Consider the following 23,529-nt stretch of genomic DNA (forward strand, 5'->3'; position numbering starts at 1 on the left):
ACAGATGAAATGGTGAATGAATATCTGGAGCATCACAGAAGGAGTGATGACAATGGCGGAAGCAATTTCATCATTGAGTGAAAGACGACTTTCAGTCGTCAATCAAACCTATGGACTTCCAGTCCATAGTGGTTTAGTTGTTATCGTCCGGATTCGAAATTCCTCGAAACAGTTCGGGAAACACCTTGGAAACTTTCACAACCACATAATCGCCATATTTTCCTTTGAAGTCGTAAGCATTCTGGCCATCCCAACGTGAAGCGTGGTCGGCCACACTTTTTTCAAAACCGGGAATTGGTTTGACGACCGCATCAAAATTGGGGTCGAAGAAGAGCGGAAAAGAGAGTCTGTTCTTACCGGATGTGTTCTTGACGCGATGAGGCGTTGATACATAAAGACCACCTGTCATGAGATCAAGCATGTCGCCAATGTTGCAAACGAATGTGTTTGCAATGGGCGGGGCAGCGATCCATTCTCCGTTCGATCTCACTTCCAATCCACCACAGTCATCTTGTTTTAAGATCGTAAGCAATCCGTAATCGGTATGTTCGCCAACGCCCCCCCAGTTCTCATCTTGCACTTCAACTTTCGGGTAGTGGAAAACACGAAGGAGAATAAATGGATCTTTTGTGATGGATGATTCGAAATGATTGTGAGGAAGTTGCAAACTGAGCGCGATTCCACGAAGAACGGCATGCCCAACTTTGGTCACTTCATGCATATAGGCCAGAACGGTTTCTCTCAATTCTTTTGGATCCTGTGGGAACAGATTGCCTCCATGCATCGGGGTTTTCGAGGTCACTTTAGGATGCTCGGAAGTAAGTTCGGTTCCGAAATAGAGTCCTTCTTTCTGGTCTGGTTTTCCGGAAGTGAATTCATTCCCGACAGGGAAATAACCCCGCCAAGCAGAACCGCCTTTCTGCATGGCAATTTCCATCTTCTCCTTTTCAGACAGGGAGAAAAATTCTTTACTGAATTGTTCCAATTTCTCCTGTAGTGATTCGGAGATACCATGATTCTGGATGTAAAAGAATCCATGTTCGCGACATGCTTGACGAATGCGCTTGGCCGTTTCCATGGCGCTTGCATGGTCATTCATCTCAATAAGTGGCGAAATATCGATAACCGGAATCTTCATGTCCATCAACAAATTTGTCTCAAATGTGAACTTGGCAAAGATCAAATTTCAATGTTAGAAATAGGATTAGTTTTACCGACAATTCTAATTCATCAACTATGAAACGACACTTACTTTTCTCATTCTTCTTGCTGGCATCAGTTGAACTGTTTGCTCAATGCGTTCCTGCAACTGATTTCTCTGGTTCCGGAATCGCTTTCAGACCAACTGCGTTGCCTCCTGTTTTTGCGTGTACCGATTGCGGGGACAAAGAGGTGGTTCTCAGTCTACAGACATTTGCCGATACCACGCTGACGATCGAACTCTCGCCAGGAAATCCGTTGGATGTAACGGTATTTGCTGATCGCTTTCGTTTGGATTCGATCGCTGGCCTGCCAGCTGGATTGAGCTACACGACAGATGCTGCTTTCGATACCACGTATGATGCGGTAGAGAATCCGTTCGGTTATTGGATAAATCCCGGTGACACGACAACTGGTTTTCAGCAGACCACAGGTTGCATCAGCATCACAGGTTCGGCTGCTGCTTGGACTGCAGCCGCAGGCGGAGGCCCGAACAGCGATGGACTTTATCCTCTGACTGTTTTCTTGGATGCACGTGCAGCTAATTTCTCACCATCTGCCATTGGTGGATATGTGGGTTATGATGTATGGTTGACCGATATGGGCGTGCTTCTGGATGCCTTTGGCGATACCAATTTTACGGTTCATGGAATCCGTTTGGATGGGAACACACTTGATGTGCGCGCCAGCGGAGTAGGAATTGACGAAGCGGATTCGGAAGGGTTTACGAAGGTTATGAATCAACCCAATCCATTTGGCTTAAGCACGGTCATCACTTTCAATTCTTCAAAAGCCAAGGCTGTTGAGTTTGCAGTATTCAACATTTTGGGAGATCAACTGGCTGCAAAAAGAATTCAGGCCAATCAAGGTGTCAACCGATTTGAGTTCGATAGAAATGGCCTACCTGCCGGTGTTTACTTCTATTCCATTTCGGATGGAAATGCGGTGATCACCAAGAAAATGGTCATTGAATAGGGACAATTACCGTTCATAAGGAAGCCTCGAGAAATCGGGGCTTTTTTTATGCGTTGAAATCTGCTTTCGGCTTCAAGGTTACATTCAGGATAACGCCTGCCAATACCAGTAGAATTCCTAAAAGACCGAAAAGATCATAGCTTTCACCGAACAGGAAGTAGCCGTATGCTAATGCATAAATGGATCCCAGGTACTTCATGCTTGTTACAAGATTGGCCTTTTCCAATTGAAGTGCTTTTGTCATAAACACCTGGCCGATCTGTGTGAAAATCCCCAACAGCAACAGTAGTAACCAATCCCAACCTATCGGGGTTACCCAGTTGAAATAGGACAGAACCAGCATGATGGGCGTGGCCACCAAAGGAAAATATAGAACAACCACCAGCGGATGATCGGTGTCTTTTACAATTCGGATGCAATTGTAGGCCGCACCAGCAAAGAGGGCAGAGCCCAATCCGAGAAGCAGATAGAACAAAGAGACCCTTTCGTCAAACCCTTTCATAAACGCTACTCCAACAAAAGCCAACCCGAAAAACAGCCATTGCACGGGACGCATTTTTTCGTCCAGCATGAAGATGGCGATGATGGCGGTGAAGACGGGTGAGAGGTATTGAATGGTCACGGCACTCGCCAACGGTATATGTTGCAAAGTGATGAAGAACAGACTCAATGCCGTTACTCCGAAAACACCCCGCAACAGCAAGAATTTCCGATTGACGCCAAGCGGATTTATCTTCTTGGGAAGCAGGTAGCTCAAACTAAGAATGAGTGAAATAGCGCTTCTGAAAAGAATGAGTTCGTGTGTTGGGAGGTGATGCAGATACTTGACGCAGAGTTGCATCAACGAGAATGCAAATGTGCTGATGAGCATGAAACCGATACCGCGCGACATGTGCCGCAAAAGTGCATATTTTCAAGTTCCACATGCGTATTCAGGAGCAACCTTGCTTACATACCGTGCAACGAGAATTGTATTTCTCAAACTGGTTGAGCGCAGATATTTGCGGCAGATCAAAAAAATGCCTAACTATGGCTTGGTTGGTCGGGAAAATGAAAAGGTACGTCTGTCTCAGTCTTTTGTTGATTTCTTCTGTGCTGAACGTTGGACAGGCTCAGAACTTAAAACTGGAGCATATCCGTACCTTCAACGGTCATGAGCATGGCGTCAGACGCGTCATCTTTTCGCCAGACGGCATTCATTTTGCGAGTGGTGGAACGCGCGGTGAGGTATTCATCTGGACCATTGATGGCGAAAGCGGCAGAAAGAAATTGGAGGGGCATTATGGATCCATCAACGATCTCCACTACTCTGAGGATGGAAAATATCTGGTGTCTGCGGGAGAGGATGGACAGGTGAAGGTCTGGGATGCCATTACAGGTTATTGCCTACAGCGGATCGTGAGTCCAACGCCCCCTGAGAGTCCCGTGAACAAGGTCAATTTTGCGCTGGTCTCTTCTGGAATGGGAATGGTGTATTTCGGAGGCACGAACAAGTTCCTGAGTAAAGTTGCGCTGAAAAGTGAGGAAGATCCTGAGGTGATCTATAAAGACCCCAAGGAGTCGATCAGATGTGGAATTCTGAGCCCAGACGGCAAGGAACTGATCTTTGCTGCCGGACAATATCTGATGGCTTTGGATCTGAGATCCGGAGAAGTACAAAGAGAGTACAATACCGGTTCGTGTCTCATCAACGCATTGGAGTTTTCTGATGACGGAGAGCGTTTATTGACCTGGTGCGATAATTCGCGGGTCGATATGCGCGACCCTTCCAATTTTTATCTCATTACAAGTTTCCGGTCTGGAAGCAGCGGAAGGAAATTCAGCAATTTGGCATTTACAGAAGATGGCAAGTACGTGGTCACGGGAGACCATGCCTCACGCTTCAATGTTTGGGATCTGAGTAAGAAACAATTGGTACTTGACCAAGGAGCTGAGCAAGGGACAATCCTTTCGTTCGACCTTGACAATGGCCCGAATTACATCCTGTCAGGTAGTTTGGACAAAAGCATAAAGCTTTGGAGGATCGTGGAAGATGTTCCGGAAGAAGAACCCAAGAAGAAAGGAAAGAAGGTAGAACCTGTTGAAGAACAAGTGGAGCCGGAAGTAGAGATCGTTCAGTATGCAGAACCTGTGGAGGACGTTCCTCAGGATGTGAAAAAAGGTCCTACCAACATCAACGTGGTGCTGAAAGAACCGGAAAAGATTGAAACATACGAACCAGTGAAACCAGAAGACCGCGTGGACCTGGAAGTGGAATCGGTCAAAAACAATCGGAGGGTGAAACCTATACGCAAGGAGCATCGGCTTGTGATGAGCGGACACCAGCTGACCTTCAATATCTGGGATGCGCAGGTGGTCGATGGTGATATTGTCTCCATTTATGTTGGTGACGAGTGCATTGTAAAGGAGTACAGCATTACGGCAGAGAAGAAAACGGTGACCTACGATGCTTCGCGATTCAATAAGATCTACATCTATTTGCACGCGCACAACTTGGGAACGCAGCCGCCCAATACGGTTACAATGACCATTTCTGATGGCATTTCAACGCATTCCGTAGAGCTTCGGTCCGACCTTTCAGGCTCTTCGGCTTTGGAGATCGTTTTCCAAGACCCTGTGGAGAGCGAAGAGAAGTGATCACTTTTTCAAGATCTTTATCTCTACCCTTCGGTTGCGCTGACGGTCGGTTTCGGTCATTTCAGGTTTCACCAACGGACGGCCTCCCGCAAAACCCCGATAACTCATTCTTTCAGGCTCAATGCCTGCCAGCACCAACTGATTGAAGATGTATTCGGAACGGTTGAATGAAAGGCTGTAAGTTCCCGTGTTCACATCCAAGCCGTCCAATGTGTCGAGTTTGCAACAGATGTGACCTTGGATCTCAATTTCCATGGTCGGATTCTCTTTCAGTATCTGCGCAAGCCGCTCCAGTTCGGGCAATGCCGCTGGAATGAGATAATGTCTTCCAGGAAAGAAGTTCAGGTTGCGCAGCACAACTGTCTGTCCGACCTCTGCACGGACCAAGAGGTCCGAATCTGTCTTTAGAGCATCCGATTGCGGTTCTTCTATTGCAATCGGTTCTGTTTTTTCTATAGGTTTTGCGGTTGGTTTTGGCTTTATCGAAACCATCACATCCACGCGCCTGTCTTTTGGGTTTCTTCTTGCATCCTCAAATTGTTCTGCTTCCGACTCGCCTTTTGCATCAGTAATACTCATTCTATAGTGGAACTTGCCCTGTCTTTCCAGCAGGTCGGCTACCGTTTTCGCACGTTCTTCAGAGAGTTTCTGATTGTAACCATTGGAACCCAGATGGTCGGTAAAACCGATGACCTCTACTTTGGTGGCGGTGTCTGAAAATGTATTCAGCCATGTCATCAGTTCTTCTTCCTGTGCGTTCGAAACCTCATAGCTGTCATGCTCAAAAAACACCGAATGCTTCTTGGGTTGTGCAAGAAGATTCAAGCAGAGAAATAGGAGGGAAGCGGTGGGTAGAAGTTTCATCAGATAGCAGAACGGGAAATTGAAGTGAAAATTATTTCTGCTACTTCCCGCGTCCCATCATAACCGTTTGGACGGTGTAAATCAGGATTTTGATGTCCACCAAAAGACTCATGTTCTCAATGTAAAGCAGATCGAATTTCATCCGTCTGATCATCTGATCTACATTTTCTGCGTAGCCGTATTTTACCATTCCCCAAGAGGTGATTCCGGGTTTTACTTTCAGCAGATGCTTGTAATGTGGAGCTTTCAGCACGATCTGATCGATGAAGTGCTGCCTTTCTGGCCGCGGGCCGACAAGGCTCATGTCTCCAATAAGCACATTGTAGAACTGTGGAATTTCATCCAAACGAACTTTCCGCATAAACCGACCGAATGATGTAATGCGTGGGTCGTGATCGCTGGAAAGCGCTGGCCCCATTTTTTCGGCATCCACCACCATGGATCGAAACTTGTAGATCATGAACGGTTTTCCTCCTTTCCCGATGCGTTCCTGTGCATAGAAAATCGGGCCGGGGCTGCTCAGTTTTACGAACAATGACGTAGCCAGATAAACTGGGCTGAGCACGATCAAGGCAAGTGATGACAGAACGATGTCTCCAGCGCGTTTGGTCACCTGCTGCCATGGCGCCATGATGTCTTGCGTGACCTGGATCAATGGCGTGCCGTAAATGGAATCCATTCTTACAGAACCCGAAAGGATGTCGTACATGTCGGGAATCACTTTGACAATGACATCCGTTCCTTCCAATTCGTTGAGAATATGCTGCAGGTCTTGATGCTCGCTCGATTCCAATGCAATGATCACCTCTTCGATGCGGTGTTCTTGGATCACTTCTTGCAATTTGTCCTGATCACCCAGAAATGGTAGGTGATCTTCCAGCGGATAGCTTTCGCGCTTCTTCACGCGGATAAAACCTTTGAAAAGGTTGCCCGATGCCTGCTGCTGATTTTCCAGTTCCTGAAAGAGTTCCACGGCATTGGCATCGCTTCCTATCATCAGCGTTGGGAAACCTATCTCTCTGCGATGGATCTTTCCTGCCGTGATGGAGGAGAGCATGAAACGGACCAGAAACGTTAGTGTAAAATGAAGCCCGAACAGCACCGCATACGATTGATAATACGTGCGATGGTTCAGCACCACATCATCCAAAATAAGGGCAAAAAACAGGAAGGTGACACCGATGACCGTACTGAGAATTGTCTGGAAAAACTCCTTCAGTCTGGATTTGCGATAAACCTTGCGATAGGTGCCAAGAACGGTATAGAAAAGCAGCCAGAATATCGGTATCAGCACCAGCCCCTGAATGAACCGCTGATCCATTTCCACCAAGATCTGAATGCCGTATTTGCTGCTTTCTACAAATGCTTTTCGGTAGTAGAAGAAAAGGCTCCAAGCCACCGAAGCGGCAATCCAATCAAAAAGGATGTATTTGAACGTCTGTAGCCTTCGGTTCATCAATGCACCAATCGGATGTTATCGATGTATACGTACGCTTCACCCTCCAAACCATCATCGCGGAAAAAACCGAAATACGGCCGATGCTCGTAAAAGTTTGGATTGTTACCCTTAGCATCCGTTAGATTTATGTAAATATGGTTCCATTCTTCCTTTGGGTTTAGAAAAATGATGGGTTGTTGAGTTATGTTCCCTGGTGATGTACTGTAAAGTCCGAACGCAAAGGAATTATTGCAGCGGTAGGTGAATTCGATCATGGCAGGTGTACTCACGTCACCCAAACTCAACGGATCGCCACCTTTTTTACACTCTATAAAAGTTTCGTCTGCGCCAAGTGAAAGTTTGATGGATTGGCCATCGTAAGCTTCTGACCCTGAAACACGTGTCAATGTTCCTTGGCTGTTGGGACTGTTCAATGTCAATGTCAGTCCGCCATTGTCAAAATCCTCCAGCCAATCGAAGGTTACCCAATCCTTGAATTTGAGCGTTGGGTTGATGTGTATGACGCTGTCTGGGAAAAGTTCCACATCATGCAGATAATCTTCGGTATAGAAGTAAGGAATGCGTGTGGCCACCTGTCCGTTCAGTTTTACACCGCCTTGGATGCGGATACTGGTAACGCCATCTTTCAGTATCGGAAACGTGGCAGGCAGTTCGTAGATGCCCACCATCTTTTCCTCTTCAAAAAGCCAAGCATCGGTAAAATTCTGAACTGGATTGCCTTGTCCGGCACTCACCTGCAAGCGAATGGAATCTACGCGAATAAAGGATGGGATCTTTTCTTTCGGGTTGATGATATCGCAGGATGATGAGCTCAATATCACCATCGAAAAGAATAAAACGAAGAAAAGAGACGATCGGGTATTCATACCGTGCATGCTGGTGGCAACGGACGCGAAGTTAACTTATTATATACTGGAGGTAAGAAGGTTGGCATCGAGGTTCAGTTTCGATACGATCTGATGCGCCACTTGCAAGGCGTTGTAACCGTCCTGAATTGTTACGGCCGGCCGTGCATCATTCTCAATACATTCTCTAAAAGCGCGCAGCTCTTCTTGAATGGCGTTGTTTTCTTCCACCTGTGGAAATTCGAAATTGATCCTACGTTTGGTCTTGTCGGCCAACTCAATGTACATGTCGTTGGTGCTGGTCGCCACTTCTGCATCATCAATTCGCACCACTTCGGCCTTCTTTTTCAGAAAGTCGATGGCGATATAGGCATCGCGCTGAAAGATGCGCGTTTTGCGCATGTTCTTGAGTGAAATGCGACTGGCCGTGATGTTGGCCACGCAACCATTTCCGAATTCGATGCGGGCATTGGCAATGTCGGGCGTGTCGCTCACCACCGAAACTCCGCTGGCACTGATGCGCTTGATGTTGGAGTTGACAATGCTGAGAATGATGTCGATGTCATGGATCATCAGATCCATCACTACTGGAACATCGGTGCCACGTGGATTGAACTGTGCCAACCGGTGGCTCTCAATGAACATGGGATGATCGATGTACGGTCTGCCTGAGATGAACGCAGGGTTGAAGCGCTCCACATGACCGATCTGCACTTTCACTTTCGCCTCTTCGGCCAGTTTCATCAAGCTTTCAGCTTCTTCCAATGTGTTGGTCACGGGTTTTTCGATGAACACATGTTTCGATCTTCGCAAAGCCAACGAAGCACATTCAAAATGCGAAAGAGTGGGAGTGACCACGTCTACCACATCCACTGCGTCTATCAATTCTTCAATACTCTCAAATGCTGGTATTTCGAACTGTTCTTTGGCAATGTCGGCCTGTCCATTATCGGGGTCGTAAAATCCCACGAGATCGTAGCCTTCGGTTTCCTTCAGTAACTTCAGATGAATCTTACCGAGGTGCCCCGCTCCCAACACACCGACCTTCAGGTTTTTCATGGATAAATGCTCTTGTTCTTCGTCCTCAACGCTTCGCAAATTATTACATTTAGCCGCCTCGATCTTGGCATCGGCATTCTCTTTTCAACACTCAGAATTTAACATCTCCGAAGGTGAAGGACACGCACAAGCAGCAGGGTAGCAGAAGGAAACTGGTAGAGCATCTGAGAGAAAAGGGCATCAAAGATGAGAATGTGCTGAAAGCGATCGGGAAAGTTCCGCGCCATCTATTTCTCGATAGTGCCTTTGAACGCTTTGCGTATGAGGACCGCCCCTTCAGCATCGGTGCGGGACAGACCATTTCGCAACCATATACGGTGGCCATTCAGAGTGAGCTTTTGCAGGTGAAACGGGGAATGAAGGTGCTCGAGATCGGCACAGGAAGCGGTTATCAGGCATCGGTGCTCTACGAGATGGGTGCCAAGGTTTTCACCATCGAACGCATCAAAGAACTTTACGACCGCACCAGCAAATTGCTGCCGAAGCTCGGCTACTTGGTAAAGACCTTTTTCGGTGATGGCAATCTGGGCGTTCCTGTTTGGGCACCTTACGACCGCATCATCATTACCGCTGGTGCTCCAATTGTTCCCGAAGGTTTGCTGGGGCAACTGAAGCCTGGCGGCATCATGGTCATTCCTGTATCAAATGGCGATGAGGAGATCATGAAGACCATCACCAAAAAGGAGAACGGGGAATTCGTCATCGCTGAGCACGGCTCATTCCGCTTTGTGCCGCTGTTGGAGGATAAGGATCAGTAGTTTAGGCCACCTTCTTCTTAGAGGAGTCATTCTCTTCTCTTGCAATTCGCATAAGTGTCCGTACCCAATGTTCTGCCCTAATTGGGGAATCGAAATATTGGACCGGAAACCTTTCACAGATGCCACTCAAATTAATGAACATATTTCCTATGGTTCTTCCAAGAAACGATGTGGAAACCAGCGCAATGCCAACGGTAATGCCGTTGGCATCCTCACCACTTGAAAGATAGTTTCGAGCTTCCGCATTCACGTATGTCAACCCTGTTATATCAAATACTCCGCCTCGGAAAATATCATCGTTGTCAAGTTGAGAATTGATCGTACGGACAAGATTCCTTGCCTGTTCAAGTTCCACCTCAGCACCATTCTTCATGGTAACATGTATCAGGTTTCCTAAAAGGATTTCAATTTGAGCGACCTCGGTATAAGCTGATCGTACCATGCACAAACGGATTTCTGATTGAAACGCGGGTTGAACTGCCGGGTTTCATGTAGAGCCTCTCAATCGACCATCGACTGGAAAATGCCGTTCAGTAACCTGTCTGTTTCATTTATCCATCCATCTACAAACGGATTTCAACACGCCTTTGGGAGGATTTCATTAGACCTGCTCTGTCAGTTGGAACTTGATGTCAGGCCAAAATCGCACTTTGTCCAGAACGGATTTTAAGAAGCTAACTTGGAATGAAAACGGTCCAATTCGCTTTTTGCCCATTGGTGGGCCAATAGCATTTCGGAAAACAGCTTTATCGGAAAGCTGGGTTTATTTGATGTGAGAAAGAAGTTACCTATCATTTTAGAGGTAAAGCTGCTGGTTACGATGGCTACTGCAATTGTTTTTGCAAGTTCCGAACTTCGTTCCTGAATATAGGCTCGGGCTTCTGCTGACATGTAAGATATTCCTGTCAGATCCATGATTGTACAGTGAGGCTTATTATCTGACAAATACTCTATCAGAGAGTAAAAGTCCTTGGCATCATCCAGGTTGATCTCAGAGCCCGCAAACACTTTTCCCAAAATAATTCCATCTTCTCTTACAGAGACTTCACCAATACTTGACCTTACGGTTCTTTTCATTACACATGCGAATATTTCGCAAATGTACTAAGTGAAACACGTAAAAATGGTATTCATGGTGACACGAATTGTCTCCTTAACGATAAACAATGGGGCATAATTAAGATTCCATGAGCCGACTACCGTTTCAGGTCATCGTATTTCATTGAAGCATCGGTGATCTGATCGGGCGTATACTTTAAGTTCTTACCCATGGTTCCGGCAAATCTTTTCCAGAATCCTTCGCGTTCAGGAAGCGCCACAAAATTGTCAACCTCAGCCCAAGTGGGGTCGATGGTGGCGGTAACGTCAGCGTAATATGCATGGATGGTATCGAAGATGGCAGGAACATAGGCAATGTCCAGTTTCTTCTTTTTAGCAAACGACTTCACCATTTTGGTCTGAAAAGGGTCGGTTGCCAGGGCAATATTCCTGAACCCCAGATCTTTGGCCATGTAATAGGAATAAAACACGTTCTCGGTACTGTGTTCAGCACGTTCTTCCGTAAAAATATGTTCAGCAGGTATACCCAGTTTCTCTGCATATTCTGCCATTATCCGCGATTCAATGTAAGGCGTGTAAACAGCGCTGCCAGAGAAAATGATATTCTTGGTGTAACCTCGATTGTACAGATAGTAACTCCAAAGCACGCGCATACGCATCACATCACTCCAAGCGGTGTCGAAAGGAACCCCAGGTACGATCACCACATCAAATGGCATTTGAGGCTCCGCATTTCGAAAAGCTCTTTGCGTACTTCCGCAAGAGGCAACCGAAACTACCATGACAACCACGATATTGAAATATACAAATCTTACGAACGCTTTCATGTTCTGAGAACTAATACCAGAGCAAGTTATTGCTTATTCAGTTCGGTAGCGAAGCATATCTCCACATTTTCGGACGGCTTCCATAGCAGTCCGTGAGTACCCAACTTCCGTTGTTGTTTAGTTTCACGACTAACGAGTGGAACAAATTCCGATTCATACGCCATTTGGTGATCAATTTCAAATTCGAAAGACTTCCAGTAACGGTTCACAATGCTGAATTTGGCGGGAACGAAATCCACTTTGCTCAGGTCGTGGCCTTCCAGTTTACCAAGAAACTGAATCATGCCCGACTGCCACCAATCGGTGGCTACCGCAACATGCTCAAAACCGTATTTTTCAGCAATTTCCATCGAATAGAAAACGTTTTCCAAACTGTGTTCAGCCTGCCGTTCGAGTATAAGCGCCTCTGCCGGAATTCCCATTTTCATAAGATAAAGCGCAAAGATCTCGGATTCAACATAGGGTGTATGAACTGCTCCTCCAGACAAGATGATATGACCCGTTCTACCTTGTTGATAGAGTTCATAGGCCCAGGCCAAGCGCATGCGATACACGGCATTCATCTTTCCGTCAGGTTCAAAAGGAAAACCGGGTACAATGATCGCATCGTACTTCTTCTCCACATTCTTGGCCTGCGTTAGGCCAGCAGAAGAAAACAGTAGTAAAAGCATCAGGAACAGTTCAGCAAATCGTTTCATGACTCATTTATTGGTTCCGTTATAAACCAATAGCTCATGTAATTGTTCGGAAAGAAAAAGGGAGGGGCAAGGCTTTTGCAGGTTGCCCGTAGCCACCTGTCCTCAACCCCTTCCCAAGATCACTTCTTCTTTATCGTGTTCACGTTCAGTCCCAGACCAAAGGCAATTCTAAATTCATCGAGCCCATAATTGCTGCCCCATTCAGTAGGATGATTTGCATGTACATAGGTCACTTTTCCGAGGAAGTGAAAGAACTTCCATATATAAAAGTTGAAACCGGTAGTGACTGAAATGGCAGGAGATACCTTCATGACCGATTCCGCGTATGCCACTGGCAGTTCCAGCGATCCGGCATTCGGATTTCGCATCTGTATAAGGCTTGCGCCCGGATGAAGCCCTATGTATGGGTCGAACCGTTTGTAAGGGAAGTGGTAGTTTGCCCCGAAGAAAAGGCTGTGGTCCATTTTCAGGTTTCCGCTTCCCTGTGTGTCCAGAAAATAGGCCATGTCTCCCTTGATGCTGATCTTGCGGGTCACGTAATATTCCAGATCGCCCTGTAGGAAGATGTTGGTGTTATTCTGTCCGATCATCCATCCCGGAGAAATGGTCAGTTGTGAACGGACAAGCCCTTTTCGAATGATGTCATCACCTTCCGGTTCGGGTCTGTTCCAGTTTTTCTGGGCGAACACGCTGGTGCTCAAAAGCAGCAGAATTGCTGTCAGAATCTTATTTCGGGAGTTGCTGGTTACCATAGGTCTGCGATCTTGTAGTTAATACCAACTGTGAATAGGAGATGACCTTCCAAACTCAGGCCTCCATGCTCATGAATCTCGAACATTCCCTCTTCTTCATGCGCCTCTACATGTTTACCCAAATGGATCATGTACTGCGCAATAAATGTGAGGTCGAAGTGCTCGGTCAGATTGAAGTGGTTGCCGATACCGCCTTGTATCGCTGAACTCCATCTGGCCATCCGATTGTTCGGATTCACGTTCTCCTGCACCTTCGTGTAATCGAAGCAATGCCCCATGACGATGTATGGCTTCATCAGCTTTTTGAACGTTTTATCCTTCAGGGGATAATACATTACCGACCATCCGATGTGCGCATCTCTACGATTGCCCGTGGAACCTATGGATGAGGTGAGATAATCGGCAAACCACTCGGTATTGATGCGATCATGCAGTTGCAGACGGAATTGGCCACCTGCACCGGTTCCAACGCTTTGCCAATCGCCATGATTGAATGTGCTGATGGTGGTGCGCATCCCAAGCGAAAAAAGTCCGCCATGGTGATTTTTGATCTTGAGTTCCTGCTGTGCCGCGGCCAGAATTGGCATGCCAAGCAATAGGATAATGGGGATTTTCCGAAGCATGGTTGTGTGTGGTTGGTTTGCTGCTTAAACTCGACCTATGAGCTGGAAATTGCGTCTGTTAACGAATGTTAAAGAATTTGCAACGCGGTATGATTCCAGTTTGGTCACTTGACCAAATCGTAGGCGACTTTTCATGAACCATTATATTCTTGTTCCATGTATTTGGAAGAAGTACTTTCAGAAGAACAGGAGAGTTTATGGATCGCATTTCCATCCGAGCTTTATGCCAATGATCCCAATTACATCCGATCTATCGACCAAGAAGTTCGGGATGTGTTCGATCCGAAGGTGAACAGAGTTTTTCAAGAGGAGGGAAGTACGGCCATCCGTTGGCTTCTGAAGCGTGGTGGAAAGGTGGTCGGTCGAATAGCTGCTTTTGTCAATGGCCGTACTGCTTCCAAGGAAAAACAGCCCACGGGTGGTTGCGGTTTTTTTGATTGCATAGATGATCAAGAGGCGGCAGACATACTCTTTCATGCTGCTAAAGACTGGTTGCAAGAGCATGGCATGGAAGCCATGGACGGTCCTGTGAATTTTGGTGAGCGTGATAAATTCTGGGGCGTGCTTATTGATGGCTTTGAGCAACAGAATTATGGCATGTTCTATAATGCGCCATACTATCAGCGGCTTTTTGAGAACTACGGTTTTCAGTTGTACTTCAAGCAGTTCACTTACGCACGCGACATCCGAAAAACCAAGGATTTCGAACCGCGTTTCTATGAGCGTGCTCAGCAAAGTCTGGACAATCCGGATCTGACTTTCCGCCATCTCACCAAGAAGGATCTTCCAAAAGCAGCGGCCTACTTCCACGAAGTGTACAACAAGGCCTGGGGTGGGCATTCGGGGGTAAAACCCATGACGATGGAACAATGCGAGAAGCTCTTCAAGAAGTTGAAACCCATTTTAGACCTGCGTCTACTTTACTTCGGATTCTATAAGGAACAGCCCATTGCCTTTTTCATTTCCATACCAGAATTGAACCAGTTGTTCAAGCATGTCAATGGAAAAATGAATCTCGTTGGTAAACTGAAGTTCCTTTATCACAAGACCATGGGAACATGCAATAAGGCATTGGGGCTGGTATTCGGTGTGGTGCCTGAATGGCACGGAAAAGGAGTAGAGGCCGCCATCGTTATTGCGTTCAGTAAACTGGCGTGGGGCAAAGGGCTGCCGTATGAGACGATTGAAATGAACTGGTGTGGCGATTTCAACCCGAAGATGATGCGGGTGTGCGAGCAATTGGGGGGCGAGGTGATCAAGACGCATGCAACATACCGCTATCTCTTCGATCGGAATGCTCCATTCGAACGCTGTCCTGTGATCGGAGAGAAGGCATAGTCGAAATCGACCTGTGCTATTAGGAGGTTGGGATGTTCTAACTATCTCGACAAAAAATCTTTAGCTTAACCCCAATGAAAAAGTCGGTTTTGTTTACGCTACTATTGCTCTTTCTGTCATCGGCATGGGCACAGGATAGCACCAAGGTAAAACGCAATGGTCCGTTCCTGAGCATCGAAATGGGAGTGATCTTCAATCCCAGCTACAGTTTCAGAAGCTTGACGTATCAAGGGAATTGGGGAGCGGAGAACTATCCGAACATTTCTACCATCCAAAGTGGCGATGTTGGCATTTTTGCACCCAATGTAGGACTACGAATAAGTCTTATTCTACATCAGAACATGGGCGTGGAGTTCGGGCTGGGATACTCCAAAAAAGGATATGTGTATGATGCGATAAGATCTGGCTACGCTTCATCGAGACTGTACGACCGCTACGATTTTCTGTACCGAATGCAATATGTAGAAGCCCCGCTCAAATTCATTGTCAGAACTGGAGGTTCAAGAGTACGTTTCCGTGCCGGAATTGGTCTCGTAACGCAAGTTTTGGTTCAAGCAGATAAGATCCGGACCGTTGATCCTGCGGTTGGCGAAACGTATGTTAGAGTGGAGCCGCTGACCAAGAATCCGATCAATCTGGCACCAACGGTTTCTGCTGGTATTGATGTCTCGGTAACTGACAAGTTCGGTCTGAGAGTGGAACCGAATTTCCAGCATCAGCTTTTCAGAAACAGTGGCGACCCGCTGGAAATACGCTACTGGTCGGCAGGAGTGTCTCTTACCGCATACTTTAATCGTGTAAGCAAATAGACTTTTTATGAAGATCTTCGGTTCGATCATATTGCTTTTCGCTTCAATGGCCACGCTTAGTTCCTGCAAGAAAGACTGCTACGATAAAGCACTTGAAGAACAGTTCTATACGATTGATTGTACAGCCGATTGTCCTGGAGTGGTCGGATGCGATGGCAAGACCTACTGCAACGAATGCATCGCCAATTCACATGGCATTCGGGTAGAGTAGTGGGAGAGTGGTTCGGTCAGACATAACGTATTTTCAGGTATTCCACCTCAGATAATCCTTCCGCTTTTGATTGAAACCAGTTGAATGGATCGAAGATGGTGAAGCATGAACGCAACTGATATTTCATCGGTTCCAATTCTGATAGTAGTTCGGTGAATTGCTTTTTCTGTTCCTCTATGTTCTTGCCAAACGATTTGTTCAATCTATTGATGATCATGGCTTCCCAGACAAAACCGGAATTGTTCTTTTTCAAGATACGCTTTAATGCCCGCACCTTGGCCTCATAGAGTAAACGGTCTTCAAGCATGAATGAGGCGAAGACTTCCAACCATCGTAGTGACCAGATCATCTTGTTGTCCAAGCTGTCCTCCTGTTCCACCAAAAGTTTATTGATCGATGCAAGAACCTTCCCGTACTCTTCCATCATGAAGAAAACATACGTCTTTTCGCATTCAAGTTCAGATCGGTTCAGGAACGGGTTTTGGTTCTCGATCAGCTCATCAAATGCAGCAACCGCTTTTTCCAGTTCGCCTGCTCGGGCCAAATGTCCTACCTCGTGCAGGCGCATTCGTTGAGAGGTGAACTCAGGTAATTTCATTCCGCGATCAGCGAATGCTTTGCGCAATTCGTCCATTGCTTGCAAGAACATGGTTCGCTTATCCAGAACCTTAGATATGTTGAGGATGTTGCGCATGTGACCTGACCATGCAAGAAAAACACGTTCAGGCAATTGTTTCGGGTGCCCAAGAGCATCAACAGCATCATTGCAAGCTTTCAGAGCCCCTTCCCAATTTCCGAGTACGAAATCCGTGGCCGATCTCAGTAGAAACAAGCGCGAGGCGGTCAAAAGGTTTCCATTCGCTAAAAATCCTTGTGCATCGAGTCTCAGGAAGATCTCAGACTCGTCATTGAAGCGTTGCCAGTTCTCAAGGGTCATCACAGGCCAGGCCTGAATCCACATTAATCGGAGGCGCTGAAAATCGATCTCTGCAGATACCTTCAACCTGTCTGTAGATTCGATCATTTGTGTCTTGTTCAACCTGAAATACTCGAGGTTGGATGTGGTCAGCTCAATTCTGGGGACCATGCTCAATTCCAGAAACATGAATCGATAGGATTCCAGGTCATTCTCCTCAGCCATTTTAAAACCACGCTTCACAAGTTTTTCGAACGTTGGAATAAGCTTTCGCTCCAAGGCCACCCGCGCCTGAGTAAGCAGCATATTGAGTTCAATTTCTTTCCAGAGTTTCTGATTGAACTGCCCAAGTGTCCGAAGACCTGTAGAGATGATCTGGTTATAGGCAGCGGTCGTGTCAGAATAGTTTTTCCTCACCGTCTCATTCAGTTTTTGCTGATCAAAGTGTTCCATGCCATTGATGATGTCGAACACCTTCTTCAGCTTACCGTCCGAGCGGTCAACGAGAGACCGCTTAAAGTATTTCTTCTCGGCAGCCGACATGGTCTTAACCAGATTGTATGCTTCCTCTGCCAATGTCTTTTTCATGGCAATGAAATTAGTGCGAACCTTGGATAGATGGATAATTGTACATTCTTTGGAACTTCTGGTCTTTCGGAGAATATTGTCTTATATATGCTTGAAAATCAATTGTTTGTACTTTTATGCAAGGTTCATAATCAGCTAAGAACATTGGTCTTTACTAAAATCTTGTTTGCATTTACTGCTTTTGCGAAGCTAACTTTGATCTATATTAAAATGACCAAGAGTCAATATGAGCCTGCGGACTTCTTTATCATTCGTTTATTCTCTACCATTGGACAGGACGCACGGCAATCTGACCAACCTTTCATTTAACCACCAACCCTAATTTAGCATGAAGCCCATCCGTATTCTTCCTCTTCTTTTTCTATTGTCTTTCGTCCACCATCGGTCCATTGCGCAACAGGGAATGGGAGTTGGTACCAACAATCCACTTGAGATGCTTCAGGTGGAAGGTGCTATCAAGGTCGGCACCGACTTTAACAACTCCAATGCTGCGCCTACCGGTGGCGCTGGAACCATCCGCTGGAACGGAACTGATTTCCAAGGTTGGGATGGTACGCAATGGATCACCTTCTCTGGCAGTGGCGCAGCAGGTTGGGAATTGACGGGTAACGCTGGAACAACACCTGGAACCAATTTTATCGGAACAACTGATGATCAGGATATTGTGATCAAAAGATTCAATGAAGAAGGACTTCGCCTGTCTACAGGAGGTGCGTTATGGGCAAGTGGCAACAGTTCCACAGGAATCACTCCTGCAAGTGGTGCCGGTTCGCGTTTAATGTGGATTCCCGCAAAACACTCTTTCAGAGCAGGGTCGGTTACAGGAACTCAGTGGGACAACGGGAGCATTGGTGTCGGATCGGTTGCCTTTGGAGAGGACAACACCGTATCAGGGGCACAGGGCTTTTCATCAGGTAGACAGAACACGTCAAGCGGTGCAGGAGCCGTAACCATGGGTTGGACCAATACGGCCAGTGGAACTTTATCTGCTGCCCTTGGAGGTCAGCAGAACACGGCCAGTGGTTATGGTAGTCATGCCATAAACGGAGGCACTGTCGCAAGTGGGCAGTGGTCATTTGCCTCTGGACAACAAACTACTGCAAGTGGCGGCAGTTCATCTTCATTTGGGCGCGGAACTACGGCACCGTCTTATGCTGAGGTAGTGGTAGGAATGTATTCGACCAACTATAGCCCTGCCAATACCACAGGCTATGATGCCTCCGACCGTATTTTCAATATAGGTAATGGCGCTTCCAACGCTGCCAGATCAGATGCATTTACAGTTTTGAAAGGAGGTAATGTGGGTATTGGCGTCAACAATCCTCAGGACGAATTGCATGTGCAAGGCTCTGTAAGAATGGTTGACGGCAACCAACAAGCAGGTTATATTCCTGTTTCGGATGCCAATGGAACGATGACATGGAGCGACCCGAGTACTGTGGTTGGGGCGCAGGCTTGGAGTCTCACGGGAAATGCTGGTATTGATCAAACCAACAACTTCATCGGTACAACGGATAATAATAACGTTCGATTCCTGACAAATAACGTTGAGCGAATGGTGATTACAACCGCAGGAAGAGTTGGTGTAGGCACTGTAGCCCCCGTATCTACTTTTCATGTTGCTGGAATTACCACACTTGGAGACCCTTCATCAACTGGAGCGACTTTCTTCAACATGGTCAGATCGGGGTCAGCAGGACGAATCTATCTGGGAAGCGGTGGATCGACACCTCACATGATCATCAATGCTCAAACTGCAAATGGTGCTATCGTTCTTAATACAAGTACTGGAGAGGTAATGCGCGCGGCAGACAGTGGTAATGTCGGTATCGGAACAACCAATCCACAAAGCAAACTTCACGTAGCCGGGGCAATGCGAATGGTAGATGGCAACCAAGCTGCTGGATTCATTCCTGTTTCCGATGCCAACGGAACGATGATCTGGACAGACCCAGCAACAATTGCCACTGCCGATGATGGCGATTGGACCGTCAGTGGCAACAACATTTACAACTCAAATAGCGGCTTCGTTGGTGTTGGAACAACTACTCCGAACAGAAAACTGACTGTTGGTGCACCATACAGCATCAACATGACACCGATAATGAGTGTAAATACCACAGGGAATCAACCGCTTCTCATTGGAGAAACAACCACTCCGAAAGCCGTTATGATCGGATACGATGGAAATGACATTCAAGGAAGGTCAGGAACAAACCTTATCACTAATAGCGATCTGGTACTTAACAAGTATGGAGGTAATGTTGGTGTTGGTTCGGCAACCCCTATCTCCAAAATTGACGTAAGCGGAAGTGGTTGGTTCCGCTCCAGTGGCGGTGGTGGTTTGGCCTCTTCGGCTGGAACGGGGCTTAGAGTATTCTACGATTCGCCCTCAAATATTGGACAATTGTTCGCATACGATTACACGAACGCAGTGGCCAAAGACCTTGCATTTCAGCTTCCTGGGGGTAACGTTGGAGTTGGAACAAATGGACCCACTCAGAAAGTTGATGTCAATGGTAAGATAAGAATGCGAACTGGGGCTACAACGGGATATGTTCCCGTTTCAGATGCAAACGGAACCATGACCTGGACCGATCCAGCCACGATCACCACAGCAGATGATGGTGATTGGACCATCAGCGGAAACAATCAATATTCTGCGGTATCAGGAAACGTTGGTATCGGTACAACAGCGCCAGCCACTAAACTTCATTTGGAAGGAAGCGCCATCGTCAATGCAAATGGTGTTTCTGGCGAAGGCATCACACTGAGGGCTGGTTATCAGGGTCGTTACTATCAGAGCATCCTTGCATATGACCACAGTGGAAATGGTACTGGTTTTGCCGATGGGTTGGCCATTTCGGGTTTTGACGGAATCGGCTTCATAACTAATAAGACCGACAATACTTATGGAAACGTTCGGATGTTCGTTTCCCAAGCAGGAAATGTCGGTATCGGCAATTTAACCCCGAACACACCTCTGTTTGTCGAGGGAAATACGACCATCAACGCAAATGGCGTTTCGGGTGTAGGTCTTACGCTTAGAAGTGGTTACGCTGGCCGCTATCATGTCGGTCTCAACGCGTACGACCATAGTGGAGGAGGAACCGGTTATGCTGACGGTCTTGCGGTTTCAGGTTATGATGGAATCAGCTTTATTACTGCAAAGACGGATGCTACTTATGGAAACGTGAGAATGCTTATTTCCCAAGCAGGAAACGTAGGTATTGGAACAACCACACCAGCTGATGAATTACATGTGGTTGGTAGCGTACGAATGGTTGACGGCAACCAAGCGGCCGGATACATCCCTGTTTCAGATGCCAGCGGAACCATGACATGGACGGCCGCTTCCGCTATTTCAGGAGTTAACCACTTGGTCGATGCTGATGGTGATACCAAAGTTCAAGTGGAGGAAAGTTCCGATGAGGACATCATCCGCTTTGATCTTGCAGGTACAGAAAGATGGGTGATGACCGGCACGCGTCTGGAACCGAGTAATTCAGGCAACTCTGTATTCATTGGTCCGAATGCGGGCAGTAGCGATGATCTTACTGCAAATGCCAACGTTTTCATCGGCAACAACGCTGGCCGCGATAACACAACGGGTTCAGCAAACGTGGCCATTGGAGCAAGTCCTCTACGCTCCAATAATTCAAATTATAACGTTGCCATTGGGAACTCATTGATGAACAGTACAACTGCGTATGGGACCATATCCATCGGACATAATAGCATGAATAACTCCAATGGATCATACAACGTGGTTCTCGGGGTTCAGGCCGGCATCAACCATACCTCTGGTACTCAGAATGTTTTTATCGGCTCCATCAATGTGGCCCAGGCCAATGTTTCAGGATCGAACAATATCATGTTGGGTGCGGGTTCTGGTCAAAGCAATACCGGTTCCACAAACGTGTTCATAGGGGTAGGTACCGGATCGAACAACACGGGTTCAGGAAGCGTGTTTCTTGGCCATAATGCAGGAAAAAATGAACTGTCCGGCAATCGACTTTATATCGAGAACTCGAACTCCAGCACACCACTTGTTTACGGAGAGTTTGACAATGACATACTGGCCGTGAACGGCAAATTGGGAGTGGGAACGCAAGCTCCGCAAGATGAATTACATGTGGTTGGCAACATCCGTATGGTGGATGGCAACCAAGCTGCTGGCTACATTCCTGTTTCCGATGCCAGCGGAACCATGACGTGGACAGACCCAACAACCATTACCACAGCTGATGATGGGGATTGGACTCTGAATGGAAATGACATGAGCAATGCCAATAGCGGGAATGTGGGTATTGGAACGACATCTCCCGACCGTCTTCTGAATATCGAATCTGCAACTGGCCCTCAAATGCTATTCACCAGAAACGACAACAATACCACCGATGGCGAGGTGATGGGCGAGCTCCTTTTTGACAATAATGATGATACCGCACCTTCAAGCGTTGATGCTGCCGCTGTTATTCGCGCCACCGCGGCTGGCAACCAAGGAAATAGCAACAAGGGAGGCAATATCCTTTTCCTTACCAAGAATAGTCAGGCAAGTGGAGCAACTGCTACGGAAAGAGTGCGCATTTCCGCCAACGGCAATGTTGGTTTTGGCGTGTCAGCTCCGATCTCATCGGTGGATGTAAGCGGTACGGGATGGTTCCGGTCAAGTGCTGGAGGTGGTCTGGGCTCAACGGCCGGAACAGGAATCCGAGTATTCTATGATTCGCCATCCGATGCAGGACATCTTTATGCGTATGATTATGCGTCCTCAGCCTCGAAAAACCTTGTGTTGCAGCAACCTGGTGGAAATGTCGGAATCGGTGTTGTTTCACCAGCTCAGAAACTTCACATGCTTGGAACTGCAAGGGTGGAAAATGGAACCTTGCAGTTGTACAGTAGCGATAGTTACGAAAAAATACATTTGACCAATGCAGGTACGAATGGCTCAAAGATCAATCATTCAACTGGATGGTCTGTCGATTATTATGCAGGTCCAGGTAGTTCAGGAAATACTGGTTTGCATCGATTTTTCACCACAGATAATGGATATTCTGAAAAAATGCGGATCGCGAGTAATGGTAGCGTAGGAATTGGCACTACATCACCAACACAAAAACTGCATGTTTTTGATTCTTCGCAAGCTGGTCTGCAGATCGAAAACAGTACGACCAATTCAAATCAGATCAATTTGACGAACAATAACGGTTTTTGGCACATGAGTGGACCGCGAGCGTCAAGTAACGATTTGAATTTCTATTGGAATAACGGGAGTTACAATCTCGCCATGAGCCTTGGAAGTGATGGAAATGTTGGAATTGGAAATGAGACGCCTGCCGCAAAGTTGCATGTAAGCGGAACTGGACGCTTTTCGGCCGATCTTTATATGGATAACGGCACACGTATAATGCCCACGCCTGGTGGAAACTATGTCCGTTTGGGTGCCAGCGGGAACGCATTTCAGGATGTTTACACACGCTATAGCTATGTCAGCACCGCTTATTCGGTCAGCGATCAGAACATGAAGAAGGACATCATGCCTGTCAAGGACCGGATCGATGCAATCGCTGCATTGAAGAGTATCCAGCCGAAAGCATTCAAGTGGGATCTGAACAAACTCTATGGCGAAGGAGCGAAGCCCGTCTGCGCGGCTGATACTGCTTGGAGATATGGTTTCGTGGCGCAGGATATCGAGCAAGTGATGCCTGAAACCGTTCATAGAATGGAAGAGACGGGTACGCTGGTTATGAACTACGATGCGGTTGTGTCGGTTCTTTTCGAGGCAACCAGACAGCAGCAGGAGATCATAGAGCAGGAGCGCGAAGCACGTCAGGAGCTACAGGCCAAATTAGATGAATTGCTTCTTCGGTTGGAACAATTGGAATCGAAGTAAGTCTGATAGCGAGAA

At 47.0% G+C, this 23,529-nt stretch carries 21 protein-coding genes; 8 read left to right on the top strand and 13 right to left on the bottom strand.

All coding sequences use genetic code 11. The annotated features are described in order from the left end of the window. A partial coding sequence (locus GC178_10650; protein ID MBI1288020.1) for an IS200/IS605 family transposase occupies positions 1–81 on the top strand: 81 nt, incomplete at its 5' end. A gap of 52 nt (positions 82–133) precedes the next feature. On the opposite strand, the gene GC178_10655 is transcribed toward GC178_10650, so the two are convergent. Next, positions 134–1,144 carry an isopenicillin N synthase family oxygenase gene (locus GC178_10655; GenBank protein MBI1288021.1) on the bottom strand — a complete coding sequence of 337 codons (1,011 nt, stop codon included), beginning with the start codon at positions 1,142–1,144 and terminating at the stop codon, positions 134–136. 92 nt (positions 1,145–1,236) lie between these two features. On the opposite strand from GC178_10655, the gene GC178_10660 reads away from it, so the two are divergent. Beyond that, a complete protein-coding gene (locus GC178_10660) occupies positions 1,237–2,175 on the top strand; it encodes a T9SS type A sorting domain-containing protein (protein MBI1288022.1) in 939 nt (312 codons plus the stop codon). 46 nt (positions 2,176–2,221) lie between these two features. Here GC178_10660 and GC178_10665 read toward each other — a convergent pair whose 3' ends face one another. Then, positions 2,222–3,046: an EamA family transporter gene (locus tag GC178_10665; protein MBI1288023.1), complete on the bottom strand. Its 825-nt coding sequence runs from the start codon at positions 3,044–3,046 to the stop codon at positions 2,222–2,224. Between the two features lie 53 nt (positions 3,047–3,099). On the opposite strand from GC178_10665, the gene GC178_10670 reads away from it, so the two are divergent. Further along, positions 3,100–4,812 carry a hypothetical protein gene (locus GC178_10670; GenBank protein ID MBI1288024.1) on the top strand — a complete coding sequence of 571 codons (1,713 nt, stop codon included), beginning with the start codon at positions 3,100–3,102 and terminating at the stop codon, positions 4,810–4,812. Here the strand turns inward: GC178_10670 and GC178_10675 are convergent, their stop codons facing one another. The 4 genes from GC178_10675 to GC178_10690 all read right to left on the bottom strand — a co-directional run bounded on the left by GC178_10675 (position 4,813) and on the right by GC178_10690 (position 9,039). Then, the gene (locus GC178_10675; protein ID MBI1288025.1) at positions 4,813–5,676 is read right to left on the bottom strand and encodes an OmpA family protein; all 864 of its coding nucleotides are present in this window, start codon (positions 5,674–5,676) and stop codon (positions 4,813–4,815) included. 40 nt (positions 5,677–5,716) lie between these two features. Next, positions 5,717–7,132 carry an exopolysaccharide biosynthesis polyprenyl glycosylphosphotransferase gene (locus GC178_10680; GenBank protein ID MBI1288026.1) on the bottom strand — a complete coding sequence of 472 codons (1,416 nt, stop codon included), beginning with the start codon at positions 7,130–7,132 and terminating at the stop codon, positions 5,717–5,719. Continuing rightward, positions 7,132–7,959, bottom strand: a complete 828-nt coding sequence (locus tag GC178_10685) for a hypothetical protein (protein MBI1288027.1) — start codon at positions 7,957–7,959, stop codon at positions 7,132–7,134. The genes GC178_10680 and GC178_10685 overlap by 1 nt, the downstream gene beginning before the upstream one ends. Positions 7,960–8,040: 81 nt before the next feature. Further along, complete coding sequence (locus GC178_10690; protein ID MBI1288028.1) at positions 8,041–9,039, bottom strand: gfo/Idh/MocA family oxidoreductase; 999 nt, start codon at positions 9,037–9,039, stop codon at positions 8,041–8,043. A gap of 113 nt (positions 9,040–9,152) precedes the next feature. On the opposite strand from GC178_10690, the gene GC178_10695 reads away from it, so the two are divergent. Beyond that, entirely contained in the window at positions 9,153–9,797 is a 645-nt protein-coding gene (locus GC178_10695) for a protein-L-isoaspartate(D-aspartate) O-methyltransferase (GenBank protein ID MBI1288029.1), read from the top strand. 1 nt (position 9,798) lies between these two features. Here the strand turns inward: GC178_10695 and GC178_10700 are convergent, their stop codons facing one another. From GC178_10700 to GC178_10725, 6 genes are all read right to left on the bottom strand, one after another. After that, positions 9,799–10,239, bottom strand: coding sequence for a hypothetical protein (locus GC178_10700; GenBank protein ID MBI1288030.1), 441 nt, complete (start codon positions 10,237–10,239; stop codon positions 9,799–9,801). Positions 10,240–10,463: 224 nt separating this feature from the next. After that, the gene (locus tag GC178_10705; GenBank protein MBI1288031.1) at positions 10,464–10,874 is read right to left on the bottom strand and encodes a hypothetical protein; all 411 of its coding nucleotides are present in this window, start codon (positions 10,872–10,874) and stop codon (positions 10,464–10,466) included. 119 nt (positions 10,875–10,993) lie between these two features. After that, positions 10,994–11,683, bottom strand: coding sequence for a YdcF family protein (locus GC178_10710; protein ID MBI1288032.1), 690 nt, complete (start codon positions 11,681–11,683; stop codon positions 10,994–10,996). 26 nt (positions 11,684–11,709) lie between these two features. After that, complete coding sequence (locus GC178_10715; protein MBI1288033.1) at positions 11,710–12,381, bottom strand: YdcF family protein; 672 nt, start codon at positions 12,379–12,381, stop codon at positions 11,710–11,712. Positions 12,382–12,500: 119 nt separating this feature from the next. Continuing rightward, on the bottom strand, positions 12,501–13,133 hold the full coding sequence (locus GC178_10720) for a hypothetical protein (protein ID MBI1288034.1): 633 nt from the start codon (positions 13,131–13,133) through the stop codon (positions 12,501–12,503). Continuing rightward, positions 13,127–13,756, bottom strand: coding sequence for a hypothetical protein (locus GC178_10725; protein MBI1288035.1), 630 nt, complete (start codon positions 13,754–13,756; stop codon positions 13,127–13,129). Before GC178_10725 ends, GC178_10720 begins: the two co-directional genes overlap by 7 nt. Positions 13,757–13,912: 156 nt before the next feature. Between GC178_10725 and GC178_10730 the strand changes: the two genes are divergently transcribed. The 3 genes from GC178_10730 to GC178_10740 all read left to right on the top strand — a co-directional run bounded on the left by GC178_10730 (position 13,913) and on the right by GC178_10740 (position 16,114). Next, positions 13,913–15,094 carry a hypothetical protein gene (locus GC178_10730; GenBank protein ID MBI1288036.1) on the top strand — a complete coding sequence of 394 codons (1,182 nt, stop codon included), beginning with the start codon at positions 13,913–13,915 and terminating at the stop codon, positions 15,092–15,094. A 74-nt stretch (positions 15,095–15,168) separates the two neighbouring features. Further along, positions 15,169–15,903 carry an outer membrane beta-barrel protein gene (locus tag GC178_10735; protein ID MBI1288037.1) on the top strand — a complete coding sequence of 245 codons (735 nt, stop codon included), beginning with the start codon at positions 15,169–15,171 and terminating at the stop codon, positions 15,901–15,903. A 7-nt stretch (positions 15,904–15,910) separates the two neighbouring features. After that, a complete protein-coding gene (locus GC178_10740; GenBank protein ID MBI1288038.1) occupies positions 15,911–16,114 on the top strand; it encodes a hypothetical protein in 204 nt (67 codons plus the stop codon). Positions 16,115–16,130: 16 nt separating this feature from the next. On the opposite strand, the gene GC178_10745 is transcribed toward GC178_10740, so the two are convergent. Then, entirely contained in the window at positions 16,131–17,618 is a 1,488-nt protein-coding gene (locus tag GC178_10745; protein ID MBI1288039.1) for a hypothetical protein, read from the bottom strand. Between the two features lie 328 nt (positions 17,619–17,946). Here GC178_10745 and GC178_10750 point away from each other — a divergent pair, with 328 nt between their 5' ends. Continuing rightward, entirely contained in the window at positions 17,947–23,514 is a 5,568-nt protein-coding gene (locus GC178_10750; GenBank protein MBI1288040.1) for a hypothetical protein, read from the top strand. Positions 23,515–23,529: the final 15 nt, after the last annotated feature.

Source organism: Flavobacteriales bacterium (assembly GCA_016124845.1).
GTDB lineage: Bacteria > Bacteroidota > Bacteroidia > UBA10329 > UBA10329 > UBA10329.

Coding starts and splice junctions, on each gene's coding strand:
- GC178_10725 (MBI1288035.1), bottom strand. CDS start 13,756: ATGCTTCGGAAAATCCCCATTATCCTATTGCTTGGCATGCCAATTCTG.
- GC178_10655 (MBI1288021.1), bottom strand. CDS start 1,144: ATGGACATGAAGATTCCGGTTATCGATATTTCGCCACTTATTGAGATG.
- GC178_10730 (MBI1288036.1), top strand. CDS start 13,913: ATGTATTTGGAAGAAGTACTTTCAGAAGAACAGGAGAGTTTATGGATC.
- GC178_10735 (MBI1288037.1), top strand. CDS start 15,169: ATGAAAAAGTCGGTTTTGTTTACGCTACTATTGCTCTTTCTGTCATCG.
- GC178_10720 (MBI1288034.1), bottom strand. CDS start 13,133: ATGGTAACCAGCAACTCCCGAAATAAGATTCTGACAGCAATTCTGCTG.
- GC178_10745 (MBI1288039.1), bottom strand. CDS start 17,618: ATGAAAAAGACATTGGCAGAGGAAGCATACAATCTGGTTAAGACCATG.
- GC178_10670 (MBI1288024.1), top strand. CDS start 3,100: ATGCGTATTCAGGAGCAACCTTGCTTACATACCGTGCAACGAGAATTG.
- GC178_10715 (MBI1288033.1), bottom strand. CDS start 12,381: ATGAAACGATTTGCTGAACTGTTCCTGATGCTTTTACTACTGTTTTCT.
- GC178_10700 (MBI1288030.1), bottom strand. CDS start 10,239: ATGGTACGATCAGCTTATACCGAGGTCGCTCAAATTGAAATCCTTTTA.
- GC178_10710 (MBI1288032.1), bottom strand. CDS start 11,683: ATGAAAGCGTTCGTAAGATTTGTATATTTCAATATCGTGGTTGTCATG.
- GC178_10665 (MBI1288023.1), bottom strand. CDS start 3,046: ATGCTCATCAGCACATTTGCATTCTCGTTGATGCAACTCTGCGTCAAG.
- GC178_10705 (MBI1288031.1), bottom strand. CDS start 10,874: ATGAAAAGAACCGTAAGGTCAAGTATTGGTGAAGTCTCTGTAAGAGAA.
- GC178_10660 (MBI1288022.1), top strand. CDS start 1,237: ATGAAACGACACTTACTTTTCTCATTCTTCTTGCTGGCATCAGTTGAA.
- GC178_10690 (MBI1288028.1), bottom strand. CDS start 9,039: ATGAAAAACCTGAAGGTCGGTGTGTTGGGAGCGGGGCACCTCGGTAAG.
- GC178_10685 (MBI1288027.1), bottom strand. CDS start 7,959: ATGGTGATATTGAGCTCATCATCCTGCGATATCATCAACCCGAAAGAA.
- GC178_10675 (MBI1288025.1), bottom strand. CDS start 5,676: ATGAAACTTCTACCCACCGCTTCCCTCCTATTTCTCTGCTTGAATCTT.
- GC178_10680 (MBI1288026.1), bottom strand. CDS start 7,132: ATGAACCGAAGGCTACAGACGTTCAAATACATCCTTTTTGATTGGATT.
- GC178_10750 (MBI1288040.1), top strand. CDS start 17,947: ATGAAGCCCATCCGTATTCTTCCTCTTCTTTTTCTATTGTCTTTCGTC.
- GC178_10740 (MBI1288038.1), top strand. CDS start 15,911: ATGAAGATCTTCGGTTCGATCATATTGCTTTTCGCTTCAATGGCCACG.